Here is a 13,738-nt window from a genome sequence, read left to right as displayed (position 1 = left end):
TCGGCAGTGAGGCGCCTCGATCATGCACGCACCATGCGCTCGATCACGCACGCGCACATGCGCAAGCCATTGATATGCAAGGCTTTTCCCTGGCGTGAGCGCATGCTGCCTGCCTATATCCTCAGACGCACATGGTGCGCCCTGTTATGTTATAATGTAACACGAAGACCGGGTGGGGGTGGGGGTACCCCCCGGATGCACGTCGTGCGCACATATGCCGCTCAACGCTGTGGCGCGCGGCGCCCCGGGGAATACTTTGGCTCGCCGAGGCGAACTGGCGGGTCGGCCGGGGAAAAATGGCGGAAACGCTTGACTTTTGTTTTGTTATTTTGTTAATGCCCTTAACAAAATGAAACAAAACTCGGTCCACGGAGAAATTCAGATGGGTACAGATGTCCTCGCCGAGACCTTGGAGGCCACCCGAGCGGGTCCCGCCATGTCCTCCCTGCCCAACGATCGCTGGCGCCGCTTCGCCATCGTCTGCACGCAGCCGGACGACCACGGCCAAGTCAACTTCACCCAGGCCGCGGAGGACGCCGGCTTCGGCACACCGGAGAGCACGCGCGCCAGTCTGGCGGTGATCGGGCATCGCTTGGCCCACGACCCCCGGATGCAGGCGGCGATGAAGGAGGTGGCGGAGAAGAACTTCGGCGCCGCGCTCCCCGCCGCGGTCGAAGCCGTCATCAACATAATGATGCACTCCAACAAGAACAGCGACAAGCTGAAGGCGGCAGCGATGATCTTCGATCGCGGGGGCATGCCCATCAAGACGCAGCACGAGGTGAAGGTGGAGCGCGTCGAGGACTTCGACACGAAGGTGGCACGGGCGGTGTCGCTGGCGAAGTCGCTGGGGCTTGACCCGGCCGCGATGCTGGCGAAGATTGGCATAGAGGTTCCGGCGTCGCTTTCTGACACGCCAGAGAGCGGCGTCCTGATGACGAAGACCGAGCTGATCGAGGACGCGGTGGTAGTCAGCGTCGTCCCGACAGAAGAGTGGATAGGCGAATGACCGACGATCTCGACGCGCTCCTCTCTACCCTCGAAGGGCTGGACGAGGCCAAGAAGTTCAACCGCCTGAAGCTCTACAAGCCGTATCCGCGGCAGAAGGAGTTCCACGCGCTCGGGCGGACCAAGCGTGAGCGGATGCTGCGCGCCGGCAACCAGGTGGGCAAGACCCTCTCCGCGGCGGCGGAGGTGGCGATGCACCTCACCGGCAACTATCCGACCTGGTGGCGTGGCCGCCGGTGGGACCGGCCGGTGCGCTTTTGGGGCGCGGGCGAAAGCTCGGTCCTGGTGCGTGATACGATGCAGAAGCTCCTGGTCGGCCCGCCCGGCGTGGACCCCGAGTTCGGCAGCGGCTTCATCCCGCGCGACGCGTTCGTGGAGCGGCCGTCGCTCTCCCGCGGCGTGACCAACGCCTATGACACGATGCTGGTGCGCCACAAGTCCGGCGGCGTCTCCCAGTTCGTCTTCAAGTCCTACGAGCAGGGGCGCACCAAGTTCCAGGGCGACACGGTGGACGGCATCTGGCTGGACGAAGAGCCGCCCATGGACATCTACACGGAGGCGCTGACGCGCACGACCGCGACCGGCGGCATGGTGATGACCACCTTCACCCCGCTGAAGGGCAAGACCGAGCTGCTGGTCCGCTTCATGGACGCGCCGTCGCCCGACCGCCAAGAAGTCGTTATGACCATCTACGACGCGGAGCACCTGAACGATGACGAGCGCCGCAAGATCATCGACGGCTGGCCCGAGCACGAGCGCGAAGCCCGCGCTATGGGCGTGCCCATCATGGGTGAAGGTCGCGTCTTCCCGTTCGGGGAGGACATGCTCTCGGAAGAGGCGCTGCCGATGGACGTGATCCCGAAGGAGTGGACGCGCCTGTGGGGTCTCGACTTCGGCACGGGCGGCGGGGGCGGCCACCCCTTCGCGGCGGTGCTCACCCTGTGGGACCGGGAGGCGGACTGCATCCACGTCCACGCGGCCGTGCGGTCACGCGAGCCGCTGTACGTCGCACACGTCGCCATGCTGAAGCCGATCGCGGAGCAGGTGTTGTGCGCCTGGCCGCACGACGGCAACACCAAGGAGAAGAACCAGAGCGACGAGACGGCCACGACGGCGAAGGCGTACAAGAAGGCGGGGCTGCGCATGATGCCCTCCCACGCCACCTTCCCCGACGGCGGCATTTCGACCGAGGCCGGCATCAACGAGATGTACCAGCGGATGAAGACCGGGCGCTTCAAGGTGGCGAAGCACCTGCTGGCCGGCGACTGGGGCAACGAGTTCCGGTCGTACCACCGGAAGGACGGCCTCATCGTAAAGGTCAACGACGACCTGATGTCGGCGACGCGCCAGGCAGTAATGACCATCCGCTCTGGCGATCTGGCGCCGCTCGGGCCAAGTATCGGCAAAGGTTTCGTGGGGCGCCGGCAAGAAATCGCGACCGGGATTGACTTCGATCTGTGGACCTGACATGAAGTCAATATGCGAAAGAGCAAAACTGACACCACTCGCTATAATCGTGAGTATGCGCAGCGCCGCCGAGCCACGCCGGAGGGGCGTGACCAGAACCGTAATTCATCGCGGTCTTGGCGGGAGCGAAACTATAAGCGTGTGATGCTCATGACCTTGCGTCAGAGGGCGAAGGAGCGTGGGATTAAGTTCAGCATTATAGAGGCGGATTTGCAATGGCCGGCAGTGTGCCCGGTCTTTGGAATACCCCTCGTATATCGGGGACAGGGGCGCGGGACGAAGGATGCCGCCGCTTCTGTTGACCGGCTGGACAGCAGGAAAGGATATGTTCCGGGGAACGTATTTATCGTGTCCTGGCGAGCAAACCGTATCAAGAATAACGCAACGGCCCAAGAACTTCGCCAGATCGCAAAATGGATTGACAGCAAAGGCCGGGGGACTTAACTTGCGCGCTTCCAATGGAGGCGCTTATGGTCAACGGCACCTGGAACAAGCCAGTAATCCGCACCACGCTTGAGCAGGCGTTGCACGATCTGAACATTCGGGTTCAGTCGGGTACGTTTGACCCGCAGGGGGAATACAAGCGCCCTGACTATGACCCCCGCACCCGCACGAACAAGCGGCGTATCCGCCGCGGCAAAAAGTAGGAGGCGCCACATGGCCACGAATGTTCCTTTCGGCCGCCGGATACCCGGCACCGTTTCCCCGCAGGGCACGCCCGGCACCTGGACCCCGGTAGCGCCGACTGATCGGCCGGCCGGCGGCGGCACCATCCCCCCGATGGGCAACCGCACTGGCAACAAGCGGTCGATGAACCGCTACGGCCGCAAGCGGGCCAAGTAGGATGAACCGTCTCGTAAAGCTCGGCGCCGCTGCGCTCGCAGCCACCGTCGCGCTGGTCGGCGGGTTCGAGGGCCTGCGCACCCGCGCCTACCTCGACCCGGTGGGTATCCCGACGATCTGCTATGGGGAGACCTTCGGCGTCGAGATGGGCGATGTCCACTCCGTCGAGGAGTGCAAGGCCATGCTGGTCGCGCACCTGTCCGAGTTCTCCACCGGCATGGACCGCTGCATTACCAACCCGGCCGTCCCCGACAAGACGTACATCGCGTTGCTCTCCTTCACCTACAACGTCGGTGTGGGCGCCTTCTGCCGATCGACGCTCCTCCGCAAGCTCAATGCGGGCGACCTGGTGGGAGCCTGCAATGAACTCCCGCGCTGGAACCGAGCCGGTGGCCGCGTCCTCAACGGCCTCACCATTCGCCGCATGGCCGAGAAGGAGCTGTGCCTGGAGGGCCTGCCCCGCATAATGGGGAGCCGGGCATGATTAGCAAGATCAAACCCCGCTGGCTCCGCCGAATTGTAGTCGTAACATTCGGTGTTCTACTCGGCATTGTCTTCATCCTTGCGGCGGCCATAGCGGCGGCGTTCGATCAAGCGCTGGAGATGTCGAAGACGATCATCCGAGACCTTCGCCGGGTATGGGGGCTTAAATGAACCGCGAAGGGTGGAACTGATGTGGCGGCTGTGGCTCGCGGGCGGACTGCTCGCACTCGTGGTCTTCACCGGCTGGCGCATCTACGACGCGGGGCGTGACGCCGAGCGCGCCGCGATCGAGCGCGACCGCATCGAGACGATCACCACCGCGCGAGAGATCGACCGCCGCGCCCGCACCCTTCCCCCGTCCGAGATCGAAGAGGAACTGCTGCGATGGTCCGTGCCCTAGTCCTCCTCGCTCCGCTGGCCTTGGCCGGCTGCGCATCATGGTCCGGCTTCTGCGACGTGCAGGAGCCATACACCCCGCCGGCCGGAGAGGCGCGCGTCGTGGCGACGCTGCCGTACACCGGGCCGTATCTCGTCGGCACGAACCTCAAGGGCGAAGCGATCTGTCACTGGACACCGCCGGCTCGATAGAGTATTCGTCAAGGTCAACTCCCGCGGGGACAGTAAAACCATGCCCGGCCTCTACCAGACTTCTTTCGCGGCCCAGTCTCTCGGCCTGTCGCCCGGCATGTCCGGTGGCGGCGGCATTGGTGAGTTCTTGCGGGATCAGCTCGCCGAGCAGTCGCAAAGGCGTCAGCGCAAGAGTTCCCGCAGTATTGGCGGAAGCGTCGGCCCGCAGGGTGCGGCTGCTCTCGACTTGTTCGGCGGAAATCCCATGGACGTGAGGGGGACGCTTTTTGGCCGATAACTTCAAGGACGTGGGCAAAGGCGACGAGGACCGCGCCAAGGAAATCGTGATCGCCTCGATCCAGCGGTTCGAGGACATGGTGGTGGAGCGTCAGCCGCTCAACGGCCAGTGCGAAGAGATCGCTGCGCTGATCCAGCCCTCGCATGTCGGCAGCTTCAACGCGCACGGCATGACCACGCCCTACACCAAGAAGACCGAGCAGCAGATCGACGCCAGCGGCATGTTGGCAGCCGATCGCTTCATGGCGATCTGCGACAGCATGTTGACGCCGAAGAACCACCTCTGGCACGGCCTCACGGCCGGCGGGCGCCACGCGGATCAGCTTATGAAGGACCGCGCGACACGCATGTGGTTCTATAATACCACACGCACCCTCTTCCGCTATCGGTACTCTCCGGTCTCGAACTTCGTCAGCCAGAACCAGGGCGTGTGGCACAGCCTCGGCTCCTATGGCAATGGCACGCTCTTCATCGACAAGTTCTACGATCTCAACAAGAAGATCGACGCGTTCCGATACATCAACATCCCGTTCGGGGAAATCTACCACGAGTTCAACCACCAGGGCGTCGTGGACGGCTTCATCCGCGTGATGAAGTACAAGGCCCGCCAGGCGGCGAAGGTGCCAGAGTTCCAGGGCAACCTGCCGGCCGAGGTGCTGGAGGCTGCCGGCGACCCGAAGCGAGCCAACCGCGAGTTCACCTTCCTGCATCGCGTCTGCCCGCGCGACGAGTACAAGCCGTGGATGCTCGACAACCGCAACATGCCGTATGCCTCCTATTACATCTGCGTGGAGACCAAGACGCTCATGCGCGAGGGCGGCTACCAGTCGCTCCCGATCTCCGCGACCCAGTACATCACGGCGCCGGGTGAGCAGTACGGCCGCTCGATCGCCATGTCGGTCCTGCCCTCGCTCAAGACCCTGAACGCTGAGAAGCGCGTGTTCCTGAAGCAAGGCCACCGCGCGGCCGATCCGGTCCTCCTCCTGGCCGACGACGGCGTGATGAACATGAACCTGAAGCCGGGCGCGCAGAACCGCGGCGGCTGGTCCTCGGACGGCAAGCCGCTGGTCGGCGTGCTGCCCTCCGGCGAAATCCAGATCAGCGAAGAGATGATGGCGCTGGAGAAGGGTCTGATTGACGACGCCTTCCTCGTCGCGCTGTTCGCGATCGCGGCGGAGCCGAAGTCCGGCACGACCGCCACCGAAGTTATCGAGCGCATTCAGGAGAAGGGCATCCTGATCGCCCCGACCCTTGGCCGCCAGGAGAACTACCTGGCGCGCAACATCGACCGCGAGCTGGACTTGCTGTCGCAGATGCGCGTGCTCGAACCGATGCCGCCGCTGCTGCGCGAAGCGCAGGGCGACTACACCGTCGCCTGGTCCTCCCCGCTCGCGCGGGCGCAGCGTGCGCAGGAGGCCGCCGGCTTCATGCGGACGGTGGAGACGGCCAGCGGCGTTGCGAACATCACCGGCGATCCGTCGTATCTTGACCGCCTCGACTTCGACGTGGCGATCCCCGAGATCGCGGAGATCAACGGCGTGCCCGAGCCCTGGCTGGCGTCAGACGACGTGGTTGCCGCGAAGCGCGAAGCTCGCCGGAAGGCCGCGGAGATGCAGCAGCAAATCCAGGCGGCGCCGGGCGCGGCCGCTCTCATGGGCGCGCAGGCCAAGCAGGCCGCCGCCGGTGTTCAACCCGGAGCCCCCGCTTGAGCCTAGACTTTTTCAGGGGGAAGACCCCCAAATGGATGCAGGCGTTCGAGTTCCTGCGGCACCGCAAGCGCCACTATGAACTCACCTTCGCGACCCCCGAGGGCCGCGCCGTGCTGAAGGACCTTGCCCGCTTCTGCCGCGCGAACGAGAGCACGCTCGTCGTCGGCAATGACCAATTGACTTACGCGCTGATCGGGCGCCGCGAAGTCTGGCTCCGCATCACGGAGCACTTGCGTCTGTCGCCCGAACAACTCACGGACCTTTATTACGGCCCCACGGAAGGAACGGTCAAATGAACCTCTTCGGAAACAAGTATTCGCTCTACAACATCGCCCGCTTCGAAGGTGAAGGCGGCGGCAACAACGCTCCGGTGAAGACGTGGACGGAAGGGCTCGACACCGAGCTGGTCGGCCACGCGCAGAACCGCGGCTGGGCCACGCTCGATCCCGGCGCTGCCGCGCAGGCCGCGCTGAAGGCGCACCGTGAAGCCGAGAAGCTGATCGGCGTGCCGGCGGAGCAGATCATCCGCCTGCCCAAGCCGGAGGACACCGCCGCGTGGGAGGGCGTCCACCAGCGGCTCGGCAAGCCGAAGGAGGCGAAGGAGTACGATTTCGCCGACGTGAAGTTCGCGGACGGCACCGTACCGGACCAGGGCTTCGTGGACGCGATCCGCAACGCCGCGTTCACCAACAACCTCTCGAAGCCGGCGGCCAAAGAGCTGGCCAAGGCGGTCGTCAAGTACATGGACGCGGAAGACGCGACCGAGAAGACCACGCGCGAGGGCGAGCTGGCCGCCGAGAAGACCAAGCTCCGCGACAGTTGGGGCAAGAATTACGACGCCTTCCAGGTGGTCGCCAAGCGCACGGCCGAGGCCCTGGGCATCACTGAGCAGCAGATCACTGCCCTCGAAGGCACGGTCGGCTACGCCGCGGTCATGTCGATGATGCACACGATCGGCACCAAGATCGGGGAGGACAGTTTCATCCAGAAGGGTCCGAACGGCACTGGTGCGATGTCGAAGGAGCAGGCGGTCGCTCGCAAGAACGATCTCCAGAACGACGCCGACTGGCGCACCCGTTACCTCAACGGCGGCGTCAAGGAGAAGCAGGAGATGGAAGCGCTCATCCGCATCATCGCCGGTTAGTATTTGGCGGGCGCCTCGGAAGTACTTCGGGGCGCCCACCAAGATTTTCGAAGGCCCCTGTTGACACGTTGCTTGGCCGGGGATAGTAATGCACCATTCGGCCCCCGGTTTGGATACGGCCTGCAAAGGATCAACCAACCCTTGAGGGCTCGAAAATGTCCGAGAACCTGATCGACCTGGCAGTCACCCAGTTCTCTGCCAATCTGGAAATGAAAATTCAGCAGAAGGGCTCCAAGCTCCGCGGTCGCGTCGCCGAAGGCACGCACGTCGGCAAGCAGGCGTCCCCGGTGCAGTACCTCGGCCCCGTGAAGGTCCAGGTGCCGGCCGGCCGCTTCGCCCCTCTCGCCCCCGTCCATCCGACCTTCGAGCGTCGGTGGGTGTTCCCGAAGGACCGCGATCTCCCGCAGCTCGTGGACAGCTTCGATGAACTCCGCCTGATCTCGGACCCGAAGTCCCAGTATTCGAGCAACGCGGCTGCGGCCGTCGCTCGTGAGTGGGACGACCAGCTCATCGCCGCGGCCAAGGCTGACGCGCGCATCGGAACCGACGTGGACGCCCTGTCCACTGAGAGCTTCGACGACACGACCTACGGTGTCGCGGTCAATTACGGAGCCTCGGCGGCCAATGGCCTCACCGTCGCCAAGCTCCGCGAACTGAAGCGGAAGATGCGCCACTATGCGCAGGACGGCTCCGACGACGACGAGATGATGACCATTCTCATCGGCTCGCAGCAGGAGAGCGATCTCCTTGCCGAGACGCAGATCACCAACTCGGACTACAACGGCGACCGTCCGGTCCTCGTTGACGGCAGCATCAAGCGGTTCCTCGGCTTCGACTTCATCGTCTCCGAGCGCCTTGCGGTCGCGTCGAACGTCCGGTCGTGCATCGCCTTTATGAAGTCGGGGCTCTACCTCGGCATCTGGAGCGACACCTCGACCACGCCGTCGATCCGCAACGACCTGTCGGGTCATCCGTACCAGCTCTACACCAAGTTCACCGTGGGCGCGACGCGTCTCCAGAAGGGCAAGCTCTTCGAGGTGAAGTGTTCAGACACCACCGGCGCGTCCATCACGCCGTAACCCGCAACCAGTGAAGGGTAGGGAGGCTTCGGCCTCCCGACACTCCGAGAAAGAGGAATACGAAAATGGCAGTCGGTCACACCAAGTCCACCCCGATCACCAACCTCGACGCCACCCCGGCAGTCCGCATTCAGGCGGGCAAGGGCGGCGCCGGCCGCTTGAAGCACATCTCCGCGAACGTCACGGCTCCGGCCGCCGCCAACGGCGACATCGACACCACGATCCAGTTCGTCCGCATCCCGTGGACTTCGATCGTCAAGCGCATTCACTTCTCCGGCGCCTCGCAGGGCTCCGCGGGCAAGGTGGACATCGGCGTCTATCACGCGACGGACGGCTCCAACGCCTCGGCGATTTCCTCGCTGCTCGCGGCCAATGCCGTGGACCAGGACTTCTTCGTCGCGGCTCTCGATCTCGGCGGCGCGGCTTCGCAGATCACCGTCAACCCCGGTGCCGGCTTCGGCTACGACGGTGTTGCCACGGGTGTCGTTGCCACTGCTCCGGCGTGGGCGCGTTCCGACGCGAACCTCCCGCTGTGGGAAGCGATCGGTCTCTCTGCGGCTCCCGGCGGCAACGCTGACATCGTGGCGACCGTCACCGAAGCCCTCCAGACCGGCGCGGCTGCCATGTACCTGGCAGTCGAGTACATCGAGTAGCCAACATGGCACAGGCCACATTCTCCGCCAGCATCGCAGCCTCGGGTAACGCCGAGGCTGCTGTCGCTGCTCCGGTTTCCGCGGTGATCGACACGACGGACCTTGTGGCTGCGCTGGCGGTTCTGACGGCCGACGCGGAGAGCCCGACCGAGGCGCACGTCACCGATGCGACGGACGCCTGGGCGATCTTGGAGCCCGTCCTTGCCGGTCTGGTTGTCGCGGTCCCCGCGGCGGCCGGTCTCGACTACAGCGACTTTGACGACGCGTTGGGGGTCTTGACCAGTGACGGAGCGAGCCCGACCGAGGCGCACGTCACCGACGCGACGGACGCCTGGGCGATCTTGGAGCCAACGCTTAACTTGGCCCTGGGGCCGGCGAGCGGTGGCGTCATTTTGACGATCGACACCGCGAACGTCGGCACGATGGACAAACTTCGCAAGGCCCGGAAGGCGATTGAAGCGACCGCCCTCGGGTCCGGCGTATTCTCGTAGGAGAACGAACATGACCCTCTTGCAGAAGATACAGGCGCTCGCGACAGCACTCACGGACATCCTTGGCCTGACTGGCCAAGTGCAGACCGCGCTCACGGACCTGAACACGTTTCTCGACACGACGGTCTAAGAGGGTACGGGACTTCGCCAAGGCAAAGTTGGCAGAGGCCAAGACGATCAACCAGACGAGGGCCGCACTCATCGCGATCCTCGCCTACGCAGAAGGACAGAGTATCATGGCTGACCACTTCCTTGGCATCAATCGCGGCGTCCCCGGCACGAAGGACAGCGACTTCACCTACGGTACCTCGACGGGCTCCACCGACATCGAGCTTCGCGTTGCCGATGCGAAGGCGCTGACGCGCGAGGACGTGGTGAAGGCTCTCGAAGCCTTCTCGCGCTTCATCGACAGCCCGAACGTCCACATCGCGGGGACGCTGTTCCCGGTCGGCCACTAGGAGGCTGAACCATGGCGCTCCTCTACATCACCGAGTACGTCGGCTCCGGCCCGCTTCGCCCGCTTAACACCGGGCAGGCGGCCCTGCCGCTCGCGCAGGAGCCCGGCACCGACCAAACCCCGCTGTCCTTCACTACCAGTGCCCAGTCGGCCGCGTTTGCGGCGACCACGCAGTACGTCCGCCTCTTGGCCAACTCTGACTGCCACGTCATCTTTGCGGTCGCCCCCACGGCGACCACGAGCCACCAGAAACTTACGGCCGGGGTGGAGTATTGGCGAGCAGTTGTCCCTGGCCAGAAGGTTGCTGCGATCGTGGCGGTGTAGCCATGTTCGGCTTCGGGCTTTACGGTCTCTCTGCCCCACGAAAGACGCTCAACACCATCACGAATGGCGGCTTCGACGCGGACGCGGAGTGGACGAAGGGAACTGGCTGGGCAATTAGCGCTGGCCTAGCGAACTTTGCCAGTCCAGGGACTGCGCAGAACCTCTCCCGATCGTATCCGTTTGTCACGGGCGGCGTGTACGAAGTCACTTACACTGTCCTGAATTTTGTGGACGGCGGCATGACTTTGCGTTTCGACGGGGTAACCCCCGTGCTTGGAACTTTGCGCCAGGCAGCGGGCACTTTTACCCAACAGCTTACCGCAGCGGCTGGGAACACCACGCTAGTGTTTCGAGGGTCTTCGACAACTACTTCGATCTCGATTGATAACGTGTCCATTCGGAGGGTCGCGTAATGGCCACGTTCGTCAAGCACAACCAGTTCGTTGAAGACCTTGCCAAGAAGGTCCACAATCTCGACGCCGACACGCTGAAGATCGCGCTGGTGAACGCCGACCCCGCGTCGTTCGACACCTACGCGACCCTGACCAACGAGGTGGCCAACGGCTTCGGCTACACCACCGGCGGGAGTGCGCTCTCGGGCGTGGACGCGGAGCAGACGGCCGGAGTGCTGAAGCTCGACGCCACCGACTTGTCCTTCGTGGCTTCCGGCGGCTCGATCGGCCCGTTCCGGTACGCCGTGCTCTACAACGACACTGCGGCGAGCAAGCAAGTCATCGGCCACTGGGATTATGGCGAGGAGCTTACGCTGGACGACGCAGACAGCGTGGACCTGGTGATCGCCGGGACCGGCATTCTGACCATCACGTAGGGAGGGCAACATGGCCCTCTCCAAATTCGGATCGGCGACAGAGAACGCAGATGGCACTCTCGTCCTCCCGGCGAGCATCCAAGCCGGCGACCTGATCGTCCTTGCCGACAGCGCGTTCGATGACACGGGCGGCGTCCCCACCGACTTCACCGGCATCCTCAACTCGGACGACGTGTCGGCGACGAGCCTGCGGCTTCAGACTTCGTACAAGATCGCGGTCGGCACCGAGGGCGGGACGACCATAACTGGCATGACCAGCGGTGGCACTCCGGTCTCCCGAAAAGTCGCTGTCGTGTTCCGAGACAGCATTGGCCCCATCACGGCAGTGAACGTCGTGACGGCAGGCGGGGTGCATCAAAGCACGGGAAGCAACCCCGCTGGCGGTACGATCCCGTCAGCTTCCGGCGCGGCCCCCCTGATCGTCTGCGGCGCGTTCACGGCGTCGAACATCGTCAGCCCTGCGAACTTCTCTCCTTCCGACGAAGTGATCTCCAACAACGTGGGGGCCAATGCGAACGTGGTGTTCGCGTACAAGATGTACGATGCGTCGCCTGCGGATGTCGCCATGGACAGCGACGACGAGGGCGCGACGAACATCCTCCAGGGCTTCTATATCGAGCTGACGATCACCCCGGACGTGATCGAGGACTTCGAACTCGACACCGGGGCGTTCGTTCTCGCGGGCGGGGCGCTGACCTTCGCCGTCACCCGCGTGTGGCCGCTGGAGACTGGGGCCTTCGCTTTTGGTACGGCCAACGGGGAGGGGCGGCTCGCCTTCATCCGGAGAGATGGCTTCATCCATGCTGACCCGCCGCCGCTGCGTTCTCGGTCGGTGTTCCGCAAGATCAGGGATGCCGTTAGGTTGCGGAAAACCGGCGCGCAGCCTGAACTTCACAAGATTGACACAAGTGCCTCTAGCCTTTCCGCTGCGCGGAAGGTAGTATCCAGCGAGTAAAAGGAGCCCCCGATGTACCAGGATAGCCTTGCGATCGCCAACCGTGCGCTCGATCACCTTGGCCTCCCGCCGATCAACTCTGTCACGGAGGAGAGCGTCCGCAACTCCACCATGGCGCGGAACTACGACATCGTGCGTGAGACGGAGCTGACAAGCCATATCTGGCGCACGGCCAAGAAGCGCGTGTTCCTCCGCCCGATCGACACCAATTCCCGCATCCTCGCGCCGAAGCAGTGGGAGGTGAACGAGACCTACCTGCCTGGCGCCGTGGTCGCGGACGAGAACGGCGATCTGTGGATTTCCTGGCGGGCCGACAACTACGGCAACGAGCCCGGCGCGACGAACGCGTGGGACAGCTACTACGGCCCCATGGCCGTGCAGCAGTGGTCCGAAGATGTCTCCTACAACGCGGGCGAGCTGGTATGGAAGCAGGGCGCCTCCGCCGGCACCTTCGTGGTGTATCTGTCCCTCGCGACTTCCAACACCGATACCCCCGACACGGCGACCGCGTGGAGTGCCACGACCACCTACGGGCTCAACGACCGGGTGAGCTACGGCGGCAACTTCTGGCGCAGCATCATCTCGAACAACCTCAACCTCACCCCGGCGGAGCCGCCCAACGACTACAGCGACAGCGTGGAGTACGACGACGGCGACACGGTGGTGGCGTCGGACGGCTTCATCTACGAGGCGACCACGAACGACACGATCGGCGTGGACCCGATTGACGACGACGGCACCTTCTGGACGAAGGGCATCGTGGCCGCCTGGTCCATGGACCCGGAGCTGTTCAGCGCCTCCCCGAAGTGGATGCCGCTGTATGCGGACCTTACCAACGTCCCCGGCGACTGGCTCTACATCAAGGGCAACAAGAACGTCTTCCGCCTGCCGGCGAACATCCTGCGCCGCGCCCGCCTGAACTACCGCGAGCGGCGCGCACCGGACGACTACGTTCCGATGGGAGACTACATCGTCTCGTCGGACGCGCAGATCACGCTCGACTTCTGCGCCAACATCAAGGACGTGTCGAAGATGGACACGCTCCTGTGCGAAGTCATCGCGGCGAAGCTGGCATGGACCACCTGCGAGAAGCTGACGGGCAGCCGCGCGCTCCTATCGGACCTTGTGTCGATCCACAAGAAGTACATCTTTGATGCCTCCGCGATCAACGCGATCGAGATGGGGCCGGAGGAGCCGGACGAAGACGAGTTCATCCTGGTTCGCGAATACGGCGGGGCCTCGTCGGGCTTCTCGCAAGCCTCAACGAACTGGTGGGGATGGTAGGCGATGGGCGAGGCGTCGTTCGTTCAGACGGATTTCCGCGGCGGCTTCTGGTCGAAGTCGGCCCATGGCCGCATGGCCGAGCCCGAGTATGCCCGCTCGCTGGCGGAGTGCTACAACAGCTTCCCGCTCTCGACTGGTGACTGGGTGC

General features: G+C 64.2%; 20 protein-coding genes. All 20 read left to right on the top strand.

The features are described from left to right. Positions 1-382: 382 nt before the first annotated feature. Entirely contained in the window at positions 383-1,009 is a 627-nt protein-coding gene (locus tag AB7O82_RS15695) for a hypothetical protein (protein WP_428619747.1), read from the top strand. Next, positions 1,006-2,475: a terminase large subunit domain-containing protein gene (locus AB7O82_RS15690; protein ID WP_428540894.1), complete on the top strand. Its 1,470-nt coding sequence runs from the start codon at positions 1,006-1,008 to the stop codon at positions 2,473-2,475. The genes AB7O82_RS15695 and AB7O82_RS15690 overlap by 4 nt, the downstream gene beginning before the upstream one ends. A gap of 470 nt (positions 2,476-2,945) precedes the next feature. Continuing rightward, positions 2,946-3,122, top strand: coding sequence for a hypothetical protein (locus AB7O82_RS15685; protein WP_428540891.1), 177 nt, complete (start codon positions 2,946-2,948; stop codon positions 3,120-3,122). A 10-nt stretch (positions 3,123-3,132) separates the two neighbouring features. Then, positions 3,133-3,318: a hypothetical protein gene (locus AB7O82_RS15680; protein WP_428540888.1), complete on the top strand. Its 186-nt coding sequence runs from the start codon at positions 3,133-3,135 to the stop codon at positions 3,316-3,318. Position 3,319: 1 nt separating this feature from the next. Further along, positions 3,320-3,802 carry a lysozyme gene (locus AB7O82_RS15675; protein WP_428540885.1) on the top strand — a complete coding sequence of 161 codons (483 nt, stop codon included), beginning with the start codon at positions 3,320-3,322 and terminating at the stop codon, positions 3,800-3,802. Next, a complete protein-coding gene (locus AB7O82_RS15670; protein ID WP_428540882.1) occupies positions 3,799-3,972 on the top strand; it encodes a hypothetical protein in 174 nt (57 codons plus the stop codon). The genes AB7O82_RS15675 and AB7O82_RS15670 overlap by 4 nt, the downstream gene beginning before the upstream one ends. Positions 3,973-3,982: 10 nt before the next feature. Then, the gene (locus AB7O82_RS15665; protein WP_428540879.1) at positions 3,983-4,201 is read left to right on the top strand and encodes a hypothetical protein; all 219 of its coding nucleotides are present in this window, start codon (positions 3,983-3,985) and stop codon (positions 4,199-4,201) included. Continuing rightward, positions 4,186-4,389, top strand: a complete 204-nt coding sequence (locus tag AB7O82_RS15660) for a hypothetical protein (RefSeq protein ID WP_428540876.1) — start codon at positions 4,186-4,188, stop codon at positions 4,387-4,389. Before AB7O82_RS15665 ends, AB7O82_RS15660 begins: the two co-directional genes overlap by 16 nt. 40 nt (positions 4,390-4,429) lie before the next feature. Continuing rightward, entirely contained in the window at positions 4,430-4,666 is a 237-nt protein-coding gene (locus tag AB7O82_RS15655; protein WP_428540873.1) for a hypothetical protein, read from the top strand. Further along, the gene (locus AB7O82_RS15650; protein WP_428540870.1) at positions 4,656-6,374 is read left to right on the top strand and encodes a portal protein; all 1,719 of its coding nucleotides are present in this window, start codon (positions 4,656-4,658) and stop codon (positions 6,372-6,374) included. Before AB7O82_RS15655 ends, AB7O82_RS15650 begins: the two co-directional genes overlap by 11 nt. A gap of 35 nt (positions 6,375-6,409) precedes the next feature. After that, positions 6,410-6,670 (top strand): hypothetical protein, encoded by a 261-nt coding sequence (locus tag AB7O82_RS15645; RefSeq protein ID WP_428540867.1) that lies wholly within the window; start codon positions 6,410-6,412, stop codon positions 6,668-6,670. After that, the gene (locus tag AB7O82_RS15640) at positions 6,667-7,518 is read left to right on the top strand and encodes a hypothetical protein (protein WP_428540864.1); all 852 of its coding nucleotides are present in this window, start codon (positions 6,667-6,669) and stop codon (positions 7,516-7,518) included. Before AB7O82_RS15645 ends, AB7O82_RS15640 begins: the two co-directional genes overlap by 4 nt. A gap of 155 nt (positions 7,519-7,673) precedes the next feature. After that, positions 7,674-8,597, top strand: coding sequence for a phage capsid protein (locus AB7O82_RS15635; protein WP_428540861.1), 924 nt, complete (start codon positions 7,674-7,676; stop codon positions 8,595-8,597). Positions 8,598-8,662: 65 nt separating this feature from the next. Then, the gene (locus AB7O82_RS15630) at positions 8,663-9,250 is read left to right on the top strand and encodes a hypothetical protein (RefSeq protein WP_428540858.1); all 588 of its coding nucleotides are present in this window, start codon (positions 8,663-8,665) and stop codon (positions 9,248-9,250) included. A gap of 5 nt (positions 9,251-9,255) precedes the next feature. Then, positions 9,256-9,741, top strand: a complete 486-nt coding sequence (locus tag AB7O82_RS15625) for a hypothetical protein (RefSeq protein ID WP_428540855.1) — start codon at positions 9,256-9,258, stop codon at positions 9,739-9,741. Between the two features lie 236 nt (positions 9,742-9,977). After that, a complete protein-coding gene (locus AB7O82_RS15620; protein ID WP_428619745.1) occupies positions 9,978-10,199 on the top strand; it encodes a hypothetical protein in 222 nt (73 codons plus the stop codon). Positions 10,200-10,210: 11 nt separating this feature from the next. After that, on the top strand, positions 10,211-10,522 hold the full coding sequence (locus AB7O82_RS15615) for a hypothetical protein (RefSeq protein WP_428540849.1): 312 nt from the start codon (positions 10,211-10,213) through the stop codon (positions 10,520-10,522). 412 nt (positions 10,523-10,934) lie between these two features. Further along, positions 10,935-11,351 (top strand): hypothetical protein, encoded by a 417-nt coding sequence (locus AB7O82_RS15610; protein WP_428540846.1) that lies wholly within the window; start codon positions 10,935-10,937, stop codon positions 11,349-11,351. 10 nt (positions 11,352-11,361) lie between these two features. Next, positions 11,362-12,306: a hypothetical protein gene (locus AB7O82_RS15605; protein ID WP_428540843.1), complete on the top strand. Its 945-nt coding sequence runs from the start codon at positions 11,362-11,364 to the stop codon at positions 12,304-12,306. Between the two features lie 12 nt (positions 12,307-12,318). Beyond that, positions 12,319-13,590, top strand: coding sequence for a hypothetical protein (locus AB7O82_RS15600; protein ID WP_428619744.1), 1,272 nt, complete (start codon positions 12,319-12,321; stop codon positions 13,588-13,590). Positions 13,591-13,738 lie beyond the last annotated feature (148 nt).

The sequence above is a fragment of the Reyranella sp. genome, from assembly GCF_050185545.1.
In the GTDB taxonomy this organism is placed as follows: domain Bacteria; phylum Pseudomonadota; class Alphaproteobacteria; order Reyranellales; family Reyranellaceae; genus Reyranella.
This window is presented reverse-complemented; position numbering and strand designations above follow the sequence as displayed.